General features: G+C 69.5%; 14 protein-coding genes, 1 tRNA gene and 1 pseudogene. 8 read left to right on the top strand and 8 right to left on the bottom strand.

Annotated features, from left to right (window positions below; all coding sequences use genetic code 11):
* Nucleotides 1-117: 117 nt before the first annotated feature.
* Nucleotides 118-2667, top strand: a complete 2550-nt coding sequence (locus INQ40_RS01145; RefSeq protein ID WP_194341113.1) for a glucose/quinate/shikimate family membrane-bound PQQ-dependent dehydrogenase — start codon at nt 118-120, stop codon at nt 2665-2667.
* Between the two features lie 49 nt (nt 2668-2716).
* On the opposite strand, the gene INQ40_RS01140 is transcribed toward INQ40_RS01145, so the two are convergent.
* The 6 genes from INQ40_RS01140 to dtd form a co-directional block, all read right to left on the bottom strand.
* Nucleotides 2717-3094, bottom strand: coding sequence for a YajD family HNH nuclease (locus tag INQ40_RS01140; protein WP_194341111.1), 378 nt, complete (start codon nt 3092-3094; stop codon nt 2717-2719).
* 63 nt (nt 3095-3157) lie between these two features.
* On the bottom strand, nt 3158-3817 hold the full coding sequence (locus tag INQ40_RS01135) for a L,D-transpeptidase (RefSeq protein ID WP_194342345.1): 660 nt from the start codon (nt 3815-3817) through the stop codon (nt 3158-3160).
* 66 nt (nt 3818-3883) lie between these two features.
* Nucleotides 3884-4153, bottom strand: coding sequence for a hypothetical protein (locus INQ40_RS01130; RefSeq protein ID WP_194341109.1), 270 nt, complete (start codon nt 4151-4153; stop codon nt 3884-3886).
* 105 nt (nt 4154-4258) lie between these two features.
* A tRNA-Ile gene (locus INQ40_RS01125) sits at nt 4259-4334 on the bottom strand.
* 106 nt (nt 4335-4440) lie between these two features.
* Nucleotides 4441-6318: an RNA polymerase sigma factor RpoD gene (rpoD, locus tag INQ40_RS01120; protein ID WP_194341107.1), complete on the bottom strand. Its 1878-nt coding sequence runs from the start codon at nt 6316-6318 to the stop codon at nt 4441-4443.
* 99 nt (nt 6319-6417) lie between these two features.
* Nucleotides 6418-6858: a D-aminoacyl-tRNA deacylase gene (dtd, locus tag INQ40_RS01115; RefSeq protein WP_194342344.1), complete on the bottom strand. Its 441-nt coding sequence runs from the start codon at nt 6856-6858 to the stop codon at nt 6418-6420.
* Between the two features lie 99 nt (nt 6859-6957).
* On the opposite strand from dtd, the gene INQ40_RS01110 reads away from it, so the two are divergent.
* The 3 genes from INQ40_RS01110 to INQ40_RS01100 are packed head-to-tail and all read left to right on the top strand — an operon-like array spanning nt 6958 to nt 10018.
* Nucleotides 6958-7899: a lauroyl acyltransferase gene (locus tag INQ40_RS01110; RefSeq protein ID WP_194341105.1), complete on the top strand. Its 942-nt coding sequence runs from the start codon at nt 6958-6960 to the stop codon at nt 7897-7899.
* A 36-nt stretch (nt 7900-7935) separates the two neighbouring features.
* Nucleotides 7936-8478 carry a PH domain-containing protein gene (locus INQ40_RS01105; RefSeq protein ID WP_194341103.1) on the top strand — a complete coding sequence of 181 codons (543 nt, stop codon included), beginning with the start codon at nt 7936-7938 and terminating at the stop codon, nt 8476-8478.
* Nucleotides 8468-10018, top strand: coding sequence for a PH domain-containing protein (locus INQ40_RS01100; protein ID WP_194341093.1), 1551 nt, complete (start codon nt 8468-8470; stop codon nt 10016-10018). The genes INQ40_RS01105 and INQ40_RS01100 overlap by 11 nt, the downstream gene beginning before the upstream one ends.
* 62 nt (nt 10019-10080) lie before the next feature.
* Here INQ40_RS01100 and INQ40_RS01095 read toward each other — a convergent pair whose 3' ends face one another.
* The gene (locus INQ40_RS01095; RefSeq protein ID WP_194342343.1) at nt 10081-11145 is read right to left on the bottom strand and encodes a CDP-glycerol glycerophosphotransferase family protein; all 1065 of its coding nucleotides are present in this window, start codon (nt 11143-11145) and stop codon (nt 10081-10083) included.
* A 40-nt stretch (nt 11146-11185) separates the two neighbouring features.
* On the opposite strand from INQ40_RS01095, the pseudogene INQ40_RS01090 reads away from it, so the two are divergent.
* The 4 genes and pseudogenes from INQ40_RS01090 to INQ40_RS01075 all read left to right on the top strand — a co-directional run.
* Nucleotides 11186-11953 (top strand): annotated as a pseudogene (locus tag INQ40_RS01090) (glycosyltransferase family 2 protein); the annotation flags it as partial.
* Nucleotides 11954-12088: 135 nt separating this feature from the next.
* On the top strand, nt 12089-13999 hold the full coding sequence (asnB, locus tag INQ40_RS01085; RefSeq protein ID WP_194341082.1) for an asparagine synthase (glutamine-hydrolyzing): 1911 nt from the start codon (nt 12089-12091) through the stop codon (nt 13997-13999).
* 127 nt (nt 14000-14126) lie between these two features.
* A complete protein-coding gene (locus tag INQ40_RS01080; protein WP_194341080.1) occupies nt 14127-15071 on the top strand; it encodes a glycosyltransferase family 2 protein in 945 nt (314 codons plus the stop codon).
* Entirely contained in the window at nt 15068-16192 is a 1125-nt protein-coding gene (locus INQ40_RS01075) for a glycosyltransferase family 4 protein (RefSeq protein WP_194341078.1), read from the top strand. Before INQ40_RS01080 ends, INQ40_RS01075 begins: the two co-directional genes overlap by 4 nt.
* Here the strand turns inward: INQ40_RS01075 and rsmB are convergent.
* On the bottom strand, nt 16175-17503 hold the full coding sequence (gene rsmB / locus INQ40_RS01070) for a 16S rRNA (cytosine(967)-C(5))-methyltransferase RsmB (RefSeq protein WP_194341076.1): 1329 nt from the start codon (nt 17501-17503) through the stop codon (nt 16175-16177). The two genes, INQ40_RS01075 and rsmB, sit on opposite strands and share 18 nt — an antisense overlap.
* Nucleotides 17504-17508: the final 5 nt, after the last annotated feature.

The following is a 17508-nucleotide window of genomic DNA, read 5'->3' as shown; positions in this document are numbered from 1 at the left end:
CGGCGGATCACGGAGGAGTGAATGTCCCCGTGTCGCAGCGGGTCGCACACCAACCTCCACGTCGCGTCGACGCCGCGCGCGTTATCAGATCAAGCATCCAGCCAGGAAACCCTGCACATGACCCACCCCCGACGCAGCATTGCCCCTCCGCTGACGGGCGCATTGCTGCTCGTCATGGCGCTGCTGATGGGTGTGGGCGGCGCGCAGCTCATCGCGCTGGGTGGTTCCTGGTACTACGCCTTGGCAGCACTGGGACTGGCAGCATCGGGAGTCGGGTTGCTCCTCCGTCGCCGATGGGCACTCTGGATCTACGCGGTGGTGCTGGCGGCTTCGCTGGCGTGGTCCTTGTGGGAAGCCGGACTGGACTGGTGGCCGCTGGCGGCGCGCCTCGGGGTGTTGTTCGTGATCGGCATCTGGCTGCTGACGCCCTGGCTGCGGCGCGGCCTGCACGCTGCCGGCGAACCCGCGGGAAGCGCCCGGCACGATGCGGCTGGTCGCCCAGCCATCTCCGCTCGCGGCAGCCTTGCGCTGACGGTCGCGATGGCGCTGGTGGCGATCGTCTCGGTCGCTTCCTGGTTCAGCGACCCGCACGCAATCAAGGGCACCGTGCCGATGGCCGCAGGCAGCGCGGGGGTGGATCGGTCGGGCGTGCCGCCCGGCGAATGGCACGCGTACGGACGCACCGGCTACGGCCAACGCTACTCACCCCTGACGCAGATCACTCCGGCCAACGCCGGCCAGCTCGAGGTGGCGTGGACGTACCACACCGGCGACGTGCGCGGTCTGCCCGGCGATCCGGAGGAGACCACCTTCGAGGTCACGCCGCTGAAGATCGGCAACCGGCTGTTTCTCTGCACGCCACACCAGTCGATCATCGCGCTGGACGCCACCACCGGCGAGGAGGTCTGGCGGCTGGACCCGAAGATCCAGGGCGAGCTGGCACTGCAGCATCTGACCTGCCGCGGGCTGTCGTATCACAACGATGCGAGCGCATCGGCGGCTGCCCCGCCAACCATCGCCGGCGACGGAACCCTCAACGCCACGACAGCGACGGTTTCGGCCACAACGCCCACAGCGCCGCAAACCCCGTCCGGCGCGCCCATCGCGGCGATCGACCTGCCGACCACGGCCGAATGTCCGTCACGTCTGTTCATGCCGACCGCCGACGGCCGCCTGATCGCGATCAACCCCGACGACGGCGAGGTCTGCGCCGACTTCGGCGGCGGCGACGGGCAGATCGACCTGTGGGCCAACATGCCCTACGTCAATCCGGGCTCTTACTACTCCACCTCGCCGGTGGTGGTGACCGCGTCGCTGGTCATCGTGGCCGGCACGGTGCTGGACAATGTCTCCACCACCGAAGCGTCCGGGGTCATCCGCGCGTTCGACGTGCATACCGGCGCGCTGGTCTGGAACTGGGACTCGGCCAAGCCGGAGCAGACCGCGCCGATCGGGGCGGACGGGCTCTACACGCCCAACTCGCCCAACAGCTGGGCGCCGTCCAGCGTGGATGAAGCGCTGGGCATGGTGTACGTGCCCATGGGCAACCAGCCGCCCGACCAGTGGGGTGGCAACCGCAGCGCGAACGTGGAGCGCTACTCGTCGGCGGTGGTGGCGCTCGACCTGGCCACCGGCCGCGTGCGTTGGGCGTTCCAGACGGTGCATCACGACCTGTGGGACTACGACGTGCCCTCGCAGCCGAGCCTGATCGACCTGACCGTCGGCGGCCAGCGCATTCCTGCCCTGGTACAGCCGACCAAGCAGGGCGAGGTCTTCGTGCTCGACCGGCGGACCGGCGAGCCCATCCTCCCGGTGACCGAAACGGCGGTGCCGCAAGGCGCCGCTGCCGGCGACCACACCGCGCCCACCCAGCCGGTGTCCGCGCTGTCCTATGACCCGCCGCCGCTGCGCGGACGCGACATGTGGGGCGCGACGCTGTTCGACCAGCTGGCCTGCCGCATCGATCTGCGCAAGCTGCGCTACGAAGGCCGCTACACCCCGCCATCCACCCAGGGCACGCTGGTGTATCCGGGCAACTTCGGGGTGTTCAACTGGGGCGGCGTGGCGGTGGACCCGGAGCGCCAGATCACCTTCACCACGCCCACCCGGTTGGCGTTCGTCTCGCGCTTGATACCGCGCGAAAACGCCACCGAGCTGTATGTCAATGACGGCAAAACCCCGCCGGGCAGCGAGGCCTTGCCCGCGCTCAACGAAAACTTCGGTGCCCCGTTCGCGATATCGCTGGCACCGTTTGTGTCCAGGCTCGGGCTGCCGTGCCAGGCGCCACCGTGGGGCTTCGTGGCGGTGTCCGACCTGACCACGGGCAAGCGCATCTGGCAGCACCGGAACGGCACCGTGCGCGACAGCTCGCCCTTGCCGCTGCCGTTCCGCATGGGCGTACCCAACCTGGGCGGTCCGATCATGACGGCCGGCGGGGTCGCCTTCCTTTCCAGCACGCTGGATTACTACATGCGGGCCTACGACGTTTCCACCGGCGCACAGTTGTGGCAGAGCCGGCTCCCCGCCGGCGGCCAGGCCACGCCGATGACTTACCTGGGCGAGGATGGTCGCCAGTACGTAGTGGTCGCCGCCGGCGGACACGGTTCGCTGGGCACCAAGACCGGCGACGCGGTCATCGCCTACGCCTTGCCAGCGACCTCCGAGTGATTCAGCCGAGCGGTGCAGGAGGCGGACAAGTCCACCGCCTCCGCCACGATCATTCCTTTTTCAGCAGCGACTTGAGATTGGCAAACGGATTGCCCGTCGCCGCGGCCGGCCGGTCCTCGGCATCCAGCGCGCTGCCGCCGGTGTAGTCCACGTAGCGCGAGTGCTCATTGTCGTGGCAGTACACGCACAACAGCTCCCAGTTGCTGCCATCGGGCGGGTTGAAGTCGTGGTCGTGGTTGCGATGGTGCACGGTGAGTTCGCGCAGGTTGGCGCGGGTGAACTCGCGCGCGCAGCGCCCGCAGATCCACGGGTACATCTTCAACGCCCGCTCGCGATAGCCCTTGTCCCGCTGCTCGGCGTCGCGGCGCGCCTGCGCGACGACGCGGTCAAGGATCTGGCTGGAGGTAGTGGCTTTATCTGACGGCATCACGATGCTTCGGCTTGGCTGATGTGCGCACTGTAGCCGACGCGCGCCATGAGCCTGACCGGGTCACGGACGGGCCTTGCGTTGCGAATTGGCGCCGCTCTGCGCGAACTCCGGGAAGACCTCCGCGATAGGCAGCGAATCCGGCAGGATGTAGAACACCCCGCCCCCCTCAAACGTCGGTCGGATGATCGCCTCGTAGAAGTCGGGCGAGACGTTGATGCAGCCATGCGTGACGCGGTTGTCGTCCGGCGACGGCGACAAAAGCCGTTCCACGCGTCTCTCGGCGGGAATGCCAGTGGCCGTCGGGTGGATGGAGACCGCCGAATCGTAGTCCACCCACAGCACGCGCCCGGCATCGATGGACGGACCAAAACCGCCCACGAAGCGACCTGCAGGCGTCGTGCGGTCCCGGCCCGGAATCTCGCGCAGTGCAAGCCCGGCAATGGCGGGGGCCGTGTGATCACCGACCGCCGAGCCGAAGAGCCCGGGTGCCGCGCCGCGGAGCCGGCCATCGCCGCCGAACACGAAGATCTGCGCCGCGGCCTTGTCCATGACTGCAAACGGATAGCCGTGGCTGTCCTGGGAGGCGACGATCCAGCCCGCGAGCTCGATCACGGCTCCGGAAGCGTCCTGGCCTCGCGGAAGCTGGTCGGCGACGGCGGCCGGATGCGCGGCGGCACGCTCGGCACCGGCTGCGCCGAAGCTGGCCAATGTCAGCGCCAGCACCAGCGCGCCATAAAGCGCGCTCCTCACGGCGTGGGTGCGGGTACGGATAGGTCGGTACCTGGATTAACCGCGCGGCACGCGGCGCGGCGCCGTTTCCAGTTGCTGGACGCGGGATTCCATCTGATCCAGTCGTTGATTGGCCTGCTGCGCGGACTGATTGGCGGATTCGGCGCTCTGAGCCGCGCTCTGGACCCTTGTATCGAGTTGATCGAGGCGGGAGTTGATTCCTGCAAACTCGTCAGCGTAGGTCGCGCAGCCGGCAAGTCCGACGGTGGCGACTATCGCCACAACGAGCGTACGCGCCATCACCAGATGTTGTTTGGGCAGAGACATTTCAGTGCTCCTTCGGCGGGGGAAACCGGAACCAGTCTTGCGCCGGAAGCCGTGGATGCATTGTGAAGATTTGCTCGCCGATCCCCGGGATGAAAAGCAGCCCGATGGTGGGCCCACCAGGACTCGAACCTGGAACCAACGAATTATGAGTTCGCTGCTCTAACCATTGAGCTATAGGCCCGCGTCGCGGCCGCCGATTATAGCGTGCCGGATACGGCGAAGCCCCGCTCGTGGCGGGGCTCCGGTGCGCCATGGCGCTTTGGTACGTGCGAGGTTGCCGGGTGCGGCTACTCGATCTCGAGGAAGCTGCGCAGCTGTTCCGAGCGGCTCGGGTGACGCAGTTTTCGCAGCGCCTTGGCCTCTATCTGGCGGATCCGCTCGCGGGTGACATCGAACTGCTTGCCGACTTCCTCAAGGGTGTGGTCGGTGTTCATGTCGATGCCGAAGCGCATGCGCAGCACCTTGGCTTCGCGCGGGGTCAGGCCGGCCAGCACGTCGCGCACGGTTTCCATCAGGTTGATGTTGACCGTCGCATCCACCGGGGACTCCACGTTGGTGTCCTCGATGAAATCGCCCAGGTGGGAGTCCTCGTCGTCGCCGATCGGGGTTTCCATGGAGATCGGTTCCTTGGCGATCTTCATCACCTTGCGGACCTTGTCCTCGGGCATCTCCATTTCCTTGGCCAGCTCTTCGGGCGTGGCTTCACGGCCGTACTGCTGCAGCATCTGGCGCGAGATGCGGTTGAGCTTGTTGATCGTCTCGATCATGTGCACCGGGATGCGGATGGTGCGCGCCTGGTCGGCGATCGAGCGGGTGATCGCCTGACGGATCCACCACGTGGCGTAGGTCGAGAACTTGAAGCCGCGGCGATGCTCGAACTTGTCGACCGCCTTCATCAGGCCGATGTTGCCCTCCTGGATCAGGTCCAGGAACTGCAGGCCGCGGTTGGTGTATTTCTTGGCGATCGAGATCACCAGGCGCAGGTTGGCCTCGATCATCTCGCGCTTGGCCTTGCGCGCGCGGGTCTCGCCGTAGGCCATGGTGCGGCTGATTTCGCGCAGGTCGGCTAGGGTGATGCGCATCGCGGCCTCGGTGGCGATGGTCGCCTCCTGCTCGGCGATGATCTGGTCCTTCACCTCGCGCAGGCCCGAAGCCCACTTCTGCTTGCGCTTGAGCAGGTCATCGACCCACTCCAGGTTGGTCTGGTTGCCGTCCCAGGAGCGGATGAAGTCCTTGCGCGGCATCTTCGCCACGCGGGTCGCCAGCTCGAGGATGCGGCGCTCCTGGCGGCGCAACTCGGCCTGGGTGCTGCGCATGTTCTGCACCAGCACGTCGGTCAGCGGAAGCGGCAGCTTCAGGGTGACGAACACCTCGGCCATCTCCTCGCGCAGCTTGACCACCGACTTGTGGCTGGGGCCGTGCTTGGCGTAAGCCTTTTCGAACTGCGTGTAGAGGTCGCTGAGGTGCTCGAAGCGGGCAGTCACCTCGGCCGGATCGGGACCGGTCGGGCCCTCGTCGACGACTTCCGCGTCGTCCTCGTCCTCGGCGTCCTCGTCGACTTCGTCCTCGTCCTTGACGGGCTCGGGAACAACCGACATCGCCTCGGCCGGCGGCGGCGCCACGGTCGGGTCCTCGAGTTGGTCAAGGAAGCCGACCAGCAGCTCGGCCAGGCGCTTCTTGCCGGCCTTGTGCAGCTCGTAGTCTTCCAGGATCAGCTGGATGGTGCTGGGGAACAGCGCGATGGAGGCCTGGACCTGGTTGAGGCCGTCCTCGATGCGCTTGGCGATCTCGATCTCGCCTTCGCGGGTCAGCAGGTCGACCGTGCCCATCTCGCGCATGTACATGCGCACCGGGTCGGTCGTGCGGCCACCCTCGGCATCCAGGCCGGTCAGGGCGGCAGCAGCTTCCTCGGCGGTGGTCTCATCGACCTCGCGCCCGCTGGAGCTGGTGTCGCCGATCGACAGGGTGTCGGCATCGGGTGCGACCTCGTGCACTTCGATGCCCATGCCATTGATCAGGGCGATGACGTCCTCGATCTGCTCCGCCTCGACCATGTCGGCCGGCAGGTGATCGTTGACTTCCGCGTAGGTCAGGTAGCCTTGCTCCAGGCCCTTACTGATCAGCGTTTTGATATCGGACTTGGGAGCCGGACTCTCGTTTGCCATGCGGCTGCGCTACCATATTATGTGGGGCTGGGGAACCTTGTATTATACCACCGCTGCGCCGTTCTGCTTGGCACATCCGGCGGTACGGCCTCTGCGGCCTCAGGCCCGCAGAAGGAAGGTGACCGGACCATCATTGGCCAGGCTCGCTACCATATGGGCACCAAAGCGCCCGGTTTCCACCCCTGCCGGCAGCAATCGCGTGCAGGAATCGAGCAATTGGTTGAATAGCGGTTCAGCCTGTTCAGGTGGCGCGGCCGTGCTGAAGCCCGGACGCATGCCGCTGGCGGTATCGGCGACCAGGGTGAACTGGCTGACCAGCAGCAACTGCCCGCCGCTGTCGGCCAGGCCCAGGTTCATGCGCCCCTGCGCATCGGCAAACACCCGGTAGCCGAGCAGGCGCTGCGCCATCCGCTCGACCTGCGCCTCGCCGTCGGCCGGCTCGATGCCCACCAGCGCCAGCAGACCGGGGCCGATGCCGCCCAGCAGCTCGTCGTCGACGCGCACGCTGGCGTGGCTGACACGTTGGATGAGGGCAAGCATCGCCGCACGGTAGCCGAGCTTCGCGCGCGGCGCCACGGTCGCGCGCGATGCTCGGCCTGCGCACGGAATCGGCGCCATCTGGCGGCTACACTGCCAGCGATGAGCCGCCTTCTCGCCCACGTCCTGTATGTCTTTGCCGCGCTGGTGGCGCGCCTGCCATGGCGCGGCCTGTACGGGATCGCGGACGTGCTCGCCAAGGTGGTGCTGCGCCCGTCCAGCCGCGAGAGCCGGGTCACCGCCTGCAACCTGGCGATCGCCTACCCGCACATGCATCCGGCGCAACGCGAGGAGCTGCGGCAGGAAGTGCTGCGCACCACCGCGCGCCAGCTGATGGAGACGCTGCGGCTGTGGACCCGGCCGCATGCGGAAAACATGGCTCTGATCCGCGAGGAGCACGGCACCGCTGTATTGGACGCAGCAATCGCCGCCGGCCGCGGGGTGATCATCGCCGCACCGCACTACGGCAACTGGGAGCTGCTGAACCAGTGGCTGGCGCTGCGTACCCCGCTGGCGATCCTGTACGCGCCGCCAGAGTCCCAGGTCGGCGAGGAGTTCCTCAAGCGGGTGCGCGCCGATGACAGCGGCGATGCCGGCCATCCGCCGCGCGTCACCCAGATCCGTGCCGAGGCCGCAGGCGTGCGCCAGTTGTTCAAGCGCCTGGCCACCGGCGGCGTGCTCGGCATCCTGCCCGACCAGCAGCCCAAGCAGGGCGATGGCGCGTTCGGTGAGTTCTTCGGCACCCAGGCGCTCACCATGAGCCTGCTCGGCCGGTTGGCCGCGCGCAGCGGTGCGACCGTGCTGATGGCCTACTGCGAGCGCATTGACAGCCACCCGGCAGGACCCGGGTTTGCCGTGCACATCGAGGCAGCGCCTGACGATGTGGCCGATCCGGACCCGACCGTCGCGGTGACCGCCCTCAACGCGGCGGTCGAGCGCATCGCGCGGCGCGATCCCGCGCAGTACCAGTGGACCTACAAGCGTTACTCGCTGCGCCCGCCCGGCAGCGGCGAGGACAACCCCTACTGGCCGCAGTGCTACTGAGCACGCCGCGTCCGTCGCGCACCAAGGACTGTCTGCATGGTTCCACCGTTCCCCGAAACCGCGTCCACGGCGCCTGTCGATGAGCCTGCATGGCAGCCGCTGCCGCAGCGCGCGCGCGCCCTGTTCCTGTTGGGCACCACGCCGTGGCTGGCGCTGACCGGCGCGGTGGCGGGCGTGGCCCTGGCCGTGCCGGGCACAATGCTGCTGGATTCAAGCACTGCCAACGCGCTGCGGATGTTCATCGCGTTTGCCGTGGTCGGCCTGGTGGTTGGCGGCGGACTGGGCTGGCTGCTCGGCCACAAGCAGTTCCGCCACACCTACTGGCGGCTCGACCCGGAGGGGCTGGCGCTGCGCCGCGGGCGCATGTGGCTGCGCGAGACGCGGGTGCCGATCACCCGCGTGCAGCATCTGGACCTCAAGCGCGGACCGCTGCAGCGGCGTCGGAGCCTGGCGACACTGGTCGTGCACACCGCGGGCACCCGCAACAGTTCGGTCGTGGTGCCCAACATCGACGTGGACGACGCTGAATTCCTGCGCGATCGCCTCGGCCGGCAGATCGATCTCGACCATGACGACTGACGCCGCCGCACCAGCCGAGCCCGAACACCGGCTGCATCCGATGTCGTGGCTGTTCGTGCTGGTGGCGCAGCTCAAGCAGTTCATCGTCCCGCTGATCGCGCTGTTTCTTTTTGGCCGCCGCGACGAGGGCGGGCTGTGGCCGCTGATCGGCGTGGGCGTGCTGGCGATCGGCTCGCTCTGGCAGTACTTCACCTACCGCTATGCGGTCGCGGAGGATGCGCTGGTGGTGCGCAGCGGGCTGCTGGAGCGGAGCCTGCGGGTGATCCCGTTCTCGCGGATCCACAACGTTGCCGTTGAGCAATCGCTGCTGCACCGCGTGTTCGGCGTGGCCGAGGTGCGCCTGGAATCGGCCGGCGGCAGCAAGCCGGAGGCGACGATGCGCGTGTTGACGCTGGCCGACGCGCTGGAGCTGGAGACGTTGGTGCGGCGGCGCGGACGGGCGGGCCCTGCGTCCACGAGGGCGCCGGGTCCGGCGATGCCGGTAGCGGACGATGGCGTTGCCCCGGACCGGGCCACCCACGCCGCAGTGACGACCGCACCCGAGCCCCTGCTGCGCATGGGCGCCATCGACCTGCTGCGGCTGGGCGTGGTGTCCAACCGCGGCATGATCCTGGTCGGCGCCGGCGTGGCCGCGTTCTCGCAGACCGGCGGCCGGCTCTGGTCGAACCTGTTCGAGCGCCTCGGCGGCAGCTGGGAGGCCTGGTACGGCAGCAATGACCTGCCGCTGTGGCAGTGGCTGGCCGGTGGGCTGGCTCTGCTGGCCGCGGCCCTGGTGGTCGTGCGCCTGCTGTCGCTGCTGCTAGCGGTGCTGCAGTACTACGGTTTCGTGCTCAGTCGCGACGGCCGCCGCCTGACGGTCGAGCGCGGACTGCTGACCCGGTGGCGCACCAGCGCGTCGCGGCGACGGATCCAGGCCTGGACGCTGACCGAAGGCCTGCTGCACCGGTGGCTGAAGCAGCGCACCCTGGAGGTCGACACGGCCGCCAGCCAGCAGGAAGGCCAGGCCCGGACCCTGCACGAACTGGCGCCAATCGCCCCGCGCGAGGACTGCGACCGGCTGATCGAGGAATTGCTGCCGCAGGCGCGCTGGCACGCGCTGGACTGGCAGTCCGTGCCGATGCGTGGCTGGTGGCGACGGATGCTGTCGACGCTGCCGTGGATCGTGCTGGTGACCGTAGCGCTGTCCGTCCGCTTTGGCGCGTGGGGCCTGCTGGCACTGGCCTGGCTGCCGTGGGCGGCGGTGCAGGCGCATGCCGAGGCGCGCCGCGCCGGCTGGACACTGGGCGAGGAGCTGGTTGCGGTCCGCGAGGGCTGGTGGCAGCGCTACTGGCGCTTCGCCGAGGTCGACAAGCTACAAGCGCTGCGCCTGACCCGCTCGCCGCTGGACCGGCACTTCGACACCGCTACGCTGTGGCTGGACACGGCCGGCGCCGGCGCCCGCTCGCCCCAGTTGTGCATCCGCTACCTGCCCCATGCCTCGGCCGACGCGGTGTACCGGCGGTTGTCGTCGGAACTCGCGCGGCGGCCGCTGCGCTGGTGATCGGGGCGCCCGCGTAGACCGCGGACGGTCGGGCTCTGCTCCGGCCCGTATCCGGGCACCAATCAGCGCGCGCTGCGTCCCCAGTAACCCAGCTGCCGGCGGATCTGCAGGCCGCGGGTGAGCGCGCCCAGCGGCTTGCGCCCCAGCGGACCCAGCTCACCGGCCAGCAACGCCTCGGTGGCGGCGATGACGCGTTGCGAGGACTGCCCGTCGCGGTACGGATGGATCGCATCGGCATAGGCGCCGATCGCATCAAGCAGCGCGGCACCCGGCGCGAACGCCCGCGCCAGCATCGCCGGCAGCGCGTCCGGGTCGTCGAAATCGATCATGTGTGGCTTCGGTGCGCGGTTGCGGAAGGTCACCACCGGCTTGCGCTGGACCACGAACTCGCTCACCACCGAGGTGGTGTCGGCCAGCAACACATCGGCGGCGCGCTGGGCGCTGACCAGCTGCTCGGTCTCCACGAAGCCCGCATTTGCGCCGGCCAGCGCCCGGTAGCGTTGGCACAGTTCCGGCGCGCACTTGGGGTGCAGGGTCAGGATCCAGTAGCGTTCGCCGCGCGCGATTTCAGCGCTGATCGCCTCCAGCAGATGCGGCGCCGCGCTCAGGCGTTCGGTAAAGGTCGACGCGAACATCACCACGGGGCGCCCGCCCGCCGCATCGCGCAGTTGCCGCGCCAGCGGGTCGGGCTCGCCGAACAGCGGGTCGAGTTTCGGCCAGCCGGTCTCGACCACCTTGAAGTGGCCGGCGGTCCGGGCCAGTTCGCGGAACGGCCCCGTGGTCGCCGGGCCCTGGGTGCAATACAGGTCGAACAGGCCACGTACCCGGAAATGCCCGCGCGCGGCGTCGCGTTTTTCCACGTTGAAGCCATGGAACAGCTGCACCTTGGCTCCGGCCACGAACGGCGGCACCCAGTTGGCCGCGCTGAACACCGCGCGCGGACGCAGCGCCACCGCGGCCCGGACGTCCTCTACCCTATGCACCGGCGGCGGCAGTGCCGCCCCCGCCGCGCCATCGACGAACCACGCGCTCACGCCATGCCCGCCAGCTTGCAGCGCCAACGCCAGCGGCTGCAGGATGGGCAGCGCGTAGCGCTCGGTCGCGAACAACAGGTATTCCGCCATCAACGCTTCCCCGGCTCCATCGTCCACCAGACCCGCACCCGCGGTGCCGGCCATCTCGGCCTGCATTATCACGTTCAACGAGGCCGGCCGCATTGGCGACTGCCTCGCGTCGCTGGCGTTCTGCGACGAGATCGTGGTGGTGGACTCGCAATCGAGCGACGCGACGGTACAGATCGCACAATCGCTGGGCGCCCGCGTGCTGCAACGGCCGTTCAGCGGCTTCCGCAGCCAGAAGCAGTTCGCGATCGAACAGGCCAGCCACGACTGGGTGCTGTGCGTGGACGCCGACGAGCGTGTCAGCGATGAGCTGCGCGCCTCGATCCAGACCGCGCGCGATGCCGGCTTCAACGATGCTGCCGGTTACCGCTTTGCCCGCCTGGACAACTACTTCGGTCGCTTCCTGCGCCATGGCAATGCGTACCCCGACCGGATCCTGCGGCTGTTCGACCGCCGTCGCGGCGGCTGGCGCGGCCAACGCGAGATCCACGAGGCCGCCAGCGTCGACGGCCAGGTCAGGACCCTGGCCGGTGACCTGATCCACTACCCCTACCGCTCACTGGAACAGCAGCTGGCCAAGACCCAGCGCTACGCGCGGATGATGGCCGAACACGATTTCGCCCGCGGCAAGCGCGCCTCGCTGGCCAAGCTGGTGTTGTCGCCGGCGTGGCGGTTCTGGCGCGGCTACGTGCTGCGCGCCGGCTTCCGGGATGGCTGGCACGGGCTGGTCTACGCCTATGTCCGCGCCAACTACGTGCGCCAGAAGACCATCATGTTGTGGCTGCTGCAGAACGGCCAGGCGGTCGCGGATCCCGTTGAAGAGGGCGACGGACGTGTCGCGGCTTCCTCCATTGCGCCGAACTCTGCGGCCGCCGCGACGCGCGCCGTCGCTGACGACCTGACGCCCCGCGCCCCCCAACCGCCGCGCGCGGAAGGCTGAGCGCGCGCCATGTGCGGCATCGCCGGCGCCTGGACGCCCACCCCGCGTGACAGTGCCGAGGAGTTGGCGGCGCTGGGTACCCGCATGGGCACCGCCATCGCCCATCGCGGCCCGGACGATGCCGGCGTCTGGAGCGATCCCGCCTCCGGCCTGGTGCTCTCGCACCGCCGCCTGGCGATCGTCGACCTGAGCCCGGAAGGCCATCAGCCGATGGTATCGGCCGACAGCCGCTGGGTAATCGCCTTCAACGGCGAGATCTACAACCACCGCGAGCTGCGCGCCGAGCTCGCCGCGCTGGGCCACCGCTTCCGCGGCCACTCCGATACCGAGGTGCTGCTCGCCGCCATCGCCCAGTGGGGGGTGCAGGCGGCGCTGGAGCGCGGCAACGGCATGCTCGCGCTGGCCGCGTGGGACCGCCACGAAAAAGTGCTGTGGCTGGCCCGCGACCGGGTCGGCAAGAAGCCGCTGTACTACGGCTGGGCCGATGACGGCAGCTTCGTGTTCGGCAGCGAACTGGCGGCGCTGCGCGCGCATCCGGCGCTGTCGGGCGAGGTCGATCCGGACGCGCTGGCCCTGCTGTTGCGTCTCGACTACATCCCCGCGCCGCACGCGATCCTGCGCGGCGTGCACAAGCTCGCCGCCGGCCGCCTGCTGCGCATCGATGCGCGCACGATGCGCGCCGGCAACAGCAGCTTCGACCCGATCAACGGACCCGTCAGCTGGTGGAGCAGCCGCGACCGCCAGCGCGCCCCGATCCAGCGCGGTTTCGCCGGCGACGAGACCGCGGCGCTGGCCGAGCTGGATGCGCTGCTGCGCGACGCGACCGCACTGCGCATGGAGGCCGACGTCCCGCTGGGCGCGTTCCTGTCCGGCGGCACCGACTCCTCGCTGGTCACCGCGCTGATGCAGGCGCAGTCCAGCCGGCCGGTGCGCAGCTTCTCGATCGGTTTCGACAACGCCGTCCACGACGAGAGCCGCTACGCAGCCGCTGTCGCCCGTCATCTGGGCACCGACCACACGCCGCTTCACGTCGACGGCGCCGCCGCGCTGGAGCTGGTCCCGCAGTTGCCAACGATTTTCGACGAGCCCTTCGCCGATTCCTCCCAGGTGCCCACGGCGCTGCTGTGCCGGCTGGCCCGCGAGCACGTCACCGTCGCGCTGTCCGGCGACGGCGGTGATGAGCTGTTCTTCGGCTACGGCCGTTACGCGCGCGCGCTGCGCAACGACCAGCGCCTCTCCCGGCTGCCGCGTCGCCTGCTGGCCCGGCTCGTCGGCGATCCCGGCGAACGTGCGCGTCTTGGCGGACTGGCGGCACTGCGCGCCGAACTCGCCGCCGGCGACCTGCAGGGCCTGGCCCGCCAGCGCGTGACCCGCTGGCGGAGGCCGGAGGACGTGGTGATCGGCGCGCGCCGCCTGCTCACCGCCTACGACGACCCCGCCTCGATGCCCGGCGTCGGCACCGGCGCGGACGCGCTGATGCAACTGGATTTCGCCTGCTACCTGGCCGAGGACATCCTGACCAAGGTCGACCGCGCCAGCATGGCGGTCGCCCTGGAAACCCGCGCTCCGCTGCTGGACTGGCGCGTCGCCGAGTTCGCCTGGTCCCTGCCGCTGTCGATGAAGTGGCACGACGGCGAGCTCAAGCACCTGCCCAAGCGCCTGCTCACGCGCTACCTGCCCAATGACCTGGTCTACCGTCCCAAATCCGGCTTCGGCGCGCCGGTCGGCGACTGGCTGCGCGGCCCGCTGCGCGACTGGGCCGAGGCGCAGCTCGACGAGCGCCGCCTGCGCGAGGAAGGCCACTTCCACCCCGCTCCGATCCGCGCAATCTGGCGCGAATTCCTCGCCGGCCAGCGCAAATGGCACACCCACCTGTGGGGCGTGCTGATGTTCCAGGCGTGGCGCGGGTCGCAGGATTGACCGAGTCGGCGCCCTGCAATCCGGCGCGGTTTACCGGCGCTGGCGAGAACTTTTGCAAAAATGCATCGCCCGGAGTTGCTACAAAGGGCGTCCCTGACCAAGCGCCCGGCCTCACCGGGCTTAGTGCATGCCCTCCCAGACCCGCTTCTCCGTCGTCATCACCAGTTACAACTACCGCGACTACGTCACCGCCGCCGTGGATGGCGCATTGGCGCAGACGCATCCTCCCTGCGAGGTGATCGTGGTCGATGACGGCTCCAGCGACGGATCGGTGCAGTTGCTGCGCGAGCGCTACGGCGAGGATCCGCGGGTAAGCCTGGTCTGCCAGGACAACGGCGGCCAGCTCTCGGCCTTCCTGGCCGGACTGCGCCGTGCCCGCGGCGAGATCGTCTGCTTCCTCGATTCCGATGACCACTGGAGCCCCGGCTACCTGCACAAGCTGGCCGAGGCCTACGCGTCAGGCGAGGCCGACTTCGTCATTTCGGACATGCAGGTGTTCGACCAGGAAAGCCGCGTGATCGGCTACGGCACGGCGCCGGTGGACTTCGGCTACACCGCGATCAGCACGGCGGTCACCGGCTGCTGGTACGGCGCGCCGACGTCCGCGCTGTCGATGCGCAAGACCTGGGCACAGCGATCGCTCGACCTGCCTGAGCACTTCGTCGAGCGCTGGAAACTTTCGGCCGACAACTGCCTGGTCTACGGCGCCAGCGTCCTGGGTGCGCGCAAGCTCTACCTGCCCACCGCCGAGGTGCACTACCGCATCCACGGCAACAACGGCTGGTGGGCCAACCGCGGTCCCGGCCATGCCTACCGCAACCGGCTGGACTGCCGCGTCCTGATCGACCACTACGCGCGCACCGCCGCGATCGGCGCGTGGGCGCCCGAACTGGCCAAGCTGGAGTTCCGCACCAAGCCCGCTCCTTCCTGGCCCGAGACCCGACGCTACGCGTCCATTGCGCTGCGCGGCGACGCGCCGTGGTGGCGGCGGGCGGAGCAGGCGCTGGCCATCGTCGGATCGCGCCTCGGCGGACGCAAGGCCGAGAAACCGGCGCCCGCCCCGGTCCAATGAAGCTCCTGCTGACCAACTTCCACGACGGCGACGGCGGCGGTCACACGACCTACCTGGCATCGCTGGCCAAGGGACTTGCGGCGCGCCACGGGGTCTTCGTCTGCGTCGCCGCCCCGCCCGGCAGCCGCCTGCTGCGCGAGGCCAGCGCGCTGCCCGGCGTAGCCGCGCTGGCCCAGCCCTTTCCGAACGGCCTGCGCCGCCTGGGGGCGATCTGCCGCGCCGGCAAGGCGCTGGCAGCGCACCTGCGCGAGCACGCGTACGACCTCATCCACGTCAATGGCTCGGCCGACCATCGGTTGATACTGGCCGCGATGCGCCGGTTGCCCAGCCCACCCCGCCTGGTGCTGACCAAGCACAATTCCAAGCCGATGCAGGGCCTCGGTCACTGGTGGCGCGCGCGCCGCACCGACCAGGTGATTGCGGTCAGCGACTACACCCGGCGCGCCCTTGCCAACACCGCCTACGCGCGCTGCCGCTTGGCCACCGTGCACAACGGCATCGATACCGACTTCTACGCGCCATGGCCGGCCGACCGCGCGCGCGCGGAACGCGACGCACGCTTTCCCGAATCGCCCGCGCTGGTGCTGGGCAGCAACGCCGGCACCGCCGACTACAAGGGCTGGATGGACCTGGTGGAAGCCATCGCGCTGCTGCCGGTGGCACAGCGCGAACAGGTGCGCGTGCTGCTGGCCGGTCGCCCGCCATCGGCCGCCTCGATGGCGCGGGTCGACGCGCTGGGGCTGCGCGGGCAGGTGCATTTCGCCGGCCTGCTGGACGATGTCCGGCCAATGATCGCCGCGATCGACGCCGGCTTTGTGCTGTCCTGGGACGTCGAGACGATCTCCTTCGCCTGCCGGGAGATGATGGCGATGGGCAAGCCGGTGCTGGTCAGCGAATACGCCGGCCTGCCGGAGAATATCCGCCCCGGCGTGGATGGCTGGGTCACCCCGGTGCGCGATGTGGCGGGGATCGCCGCCGCAATCCAGATGCTGCTCGAGCAGCGCGCCACCTTGCCGGCCATGGGCGAGGCGGCACGCGCCCATGCGCTGGAGGAATTCGGCATCGAGCGCTTCGTCGACCGCACCGAGGCGGTGTACCGCGAGCTACTCGCCGCCGAGTGAAGCGGGCGCCTTGCGCAATCGCGCATAGAAGAAGCCATCCATGCCGTCCTCGCCGGGCAGGCGTTGCCGGCCATGGATTTCGCTGACCGGCGAGCGGCCGAAGCTTTCGTCCAGCGGCTCGGCGCGCGCATCGGTGGTGCGGGCAAGGAAAGCGGCGACCTGGCGGTCGTTCTCGTCGCGCAGGATCGAGCAGGTCGTGTAGACCAGAGCTCCACCCGGCGCCACGGTTTGCCATAACGCGTCCAGCAGCCCGCCCTGCAGCGCGACCAGATGGTCGATGTCGGACTCGCGCCGGTGCAGCAGCACGTCGGGTTGGCGGCGGATGATGCCGGTCGCCGAGCACGGCGCGTCCAGCACGATGGCATCAAATGGTACGCCGTCCCACCACGCCGCCAGATCGGTGGCATCGGCCGCCAGCAGCGTGGCATCCGCGCCCAGCTTCAGGCGGTCAAGGGTCGCCTGGACATGGCGCAGGCGGCGCCGGTCGATGTCCAGCGCGGTCAGTTCGATGCCCGGTTCGCGCTCCAGCAGATGGGCCGCCTTGCCACCGGGCGCGGCGCAGGCGTCCAGCACCCGCATCCGTTCCCGTACCGGCATCGCGTCGATCACGCGCTGCGCGGCGCCGTCCTGCACCGACACCCGGCCGTCGGCAAAGCCGGGCAAGCCGGCGACAGGCACCGGCGCGTCGAGGCGCAAGGCGTCGCCCAGCCCTTCGACCACGGCGCCTTCGATTCCCGCTGTGGCCAGCTCGGCGCGATACGTATCGCGAGTGCCCTGTTGGCGATTGACCCGCAGCCACATCGGCGGCGCCTGCTCGCTGGCGGCCAGGATCGACGCGGCGTCTGCGGGCCAGTCGGCCTCGATGCGCGTGCGCAGCCAGGCCGGCCAGTGCGCGTGGGATTCTGAAGTAGGCAGGCCTTCGCGCAGCGCGCGGCGCAACAGGGCGTTGACCATCCCGGCCTGGTGGTCGCGACCAAGTCCTCGCGCCGCCTCAACCGTCGCCGCGACCGCCGCGTGTGCCGGCAGGCCCATCGGGTCGAGCTGGGCGAAACCGACCAGCAGCAGCGCCCGCAGCTCGCGGTCGCGACGCGCCAGCGGCCGTGGCATCCACGCCGCCAACGCCGCGTCAAACCGCGCCGGCTGGCGCAGGACGGCCAGGCAGATTGCCTCCACCAGCGCGCGGTCGCGCAGGTCTTCCAGTTCCTGCTGCGCGCCCGCCAGCTCGGCCTTCAGCGAGCGTCCGTGATGCAGGACGGCGTCCAGCACGCGGGTGGCGGCAATGCGCGGCTGGCTGCCCGGGGTGACGGTCATGGACA

The organism is Lysobacter sp. H21R4 (assembly GCF_015277535.1).
Lineage (GTDB): Bacteria > Pseudomonadota > Gammaproteobacteria > Xanthomonadales > Xanthomonadaceae > Novilysobacter > Novilysobacter ciconiae.
The sequence above is the reverse complement of the archived record's forward strand: the minus strand, read 5'-3'. Positions and strand labels throughout refer to the sequence as shown.

Excerpts from the sequence above, each read along its gene's own strand:
- INQ40_RS01145 (WP_194341113.1), top strand. The coding sequence starts at position 118 with ATGACCCACCCCCGACGCAGCATTGCCCCTCCGCTGACGGGCGCATTG.
- INQ40_RS01140 (WP_194341111.1), bottom strand. The coding sequence starts at position 3,094 with ATGCCGTCAGATAAAGCCACTACCTCCAGCCAGATCCTTGACCGCGTC.
- INQ40_RS01130 (WP_194341109.1), bottom strand. The coding sequence starts at position 4,153 with ATGTCTCTGCCCAAACAACATCTGGTGATGGCGCGTACGCTCGTTGTG.
- rpoD (WP_194341107.1), bottom strand. The coding sequence starts at position 6,318 with ATGGCAAACGAGAGTCCGGCTCCCAAGTCCGATATCAAAACGCTGATC.
- dtd (WP_194342344.1), bottom strand. The coding sequence starts at position 6,858 with ATGCTTGCCCTCATCCAACGTGTCAGCCACGCCAGCGTGCGCGTCGAC.
- INQ40_RS01110 (WP_194341105.1), top strand. The coding sequence starts at position 6,958 with ATGAGCCGCCTTCTCGCCCACGTCCTGTATGTCTTTGCCGCGCTGGTG.
- INQ40_RS01105 (WP_194341103.1), top strand. The coding sequence starts at position 7,936 with ATGGTTCCACCGTTCCCCGAAACCGCGTCCACGGCGCCTGTCGATGAG.
- INQ40_RS01100 (WP_194341093.1), top strand. The coding sequence starts at position 8,468 with ATGACGACTGACGCCGCCGCACCAGCCGAGCCCGAACACCGGCTGCAT.
- asnB (WP_194341082.1), top strand. The coding sequence starts at position 12,089 with ATGTGCGGCATCGCCGGCGCCTGGACGCCCACCCCGCGTGACAGTGCC.
- INQ40_RS01080 (WP_194341080.1), top strand. The coding sequence starts at position 14,127 with ATGCCCTCCCAGACCCGCTTCTCCGTCGTCATCACCAGTTACAACTAC.
- INQ40_RS01075 (WP_194341078.1), top strand. The coding sequence starts at position 15,068 with ATGAAGCTCCTGCTGACCAACTTCCACGACGGCGACGGCGGCGGTCAC.
- rsmB (WP_194341076.1), bottom strand. The coding sequence starts at position 17,503 with ATGACCGTCACCCCGGGCAGCCAGCCGCGCATTGCCGCCACCCGCGTG.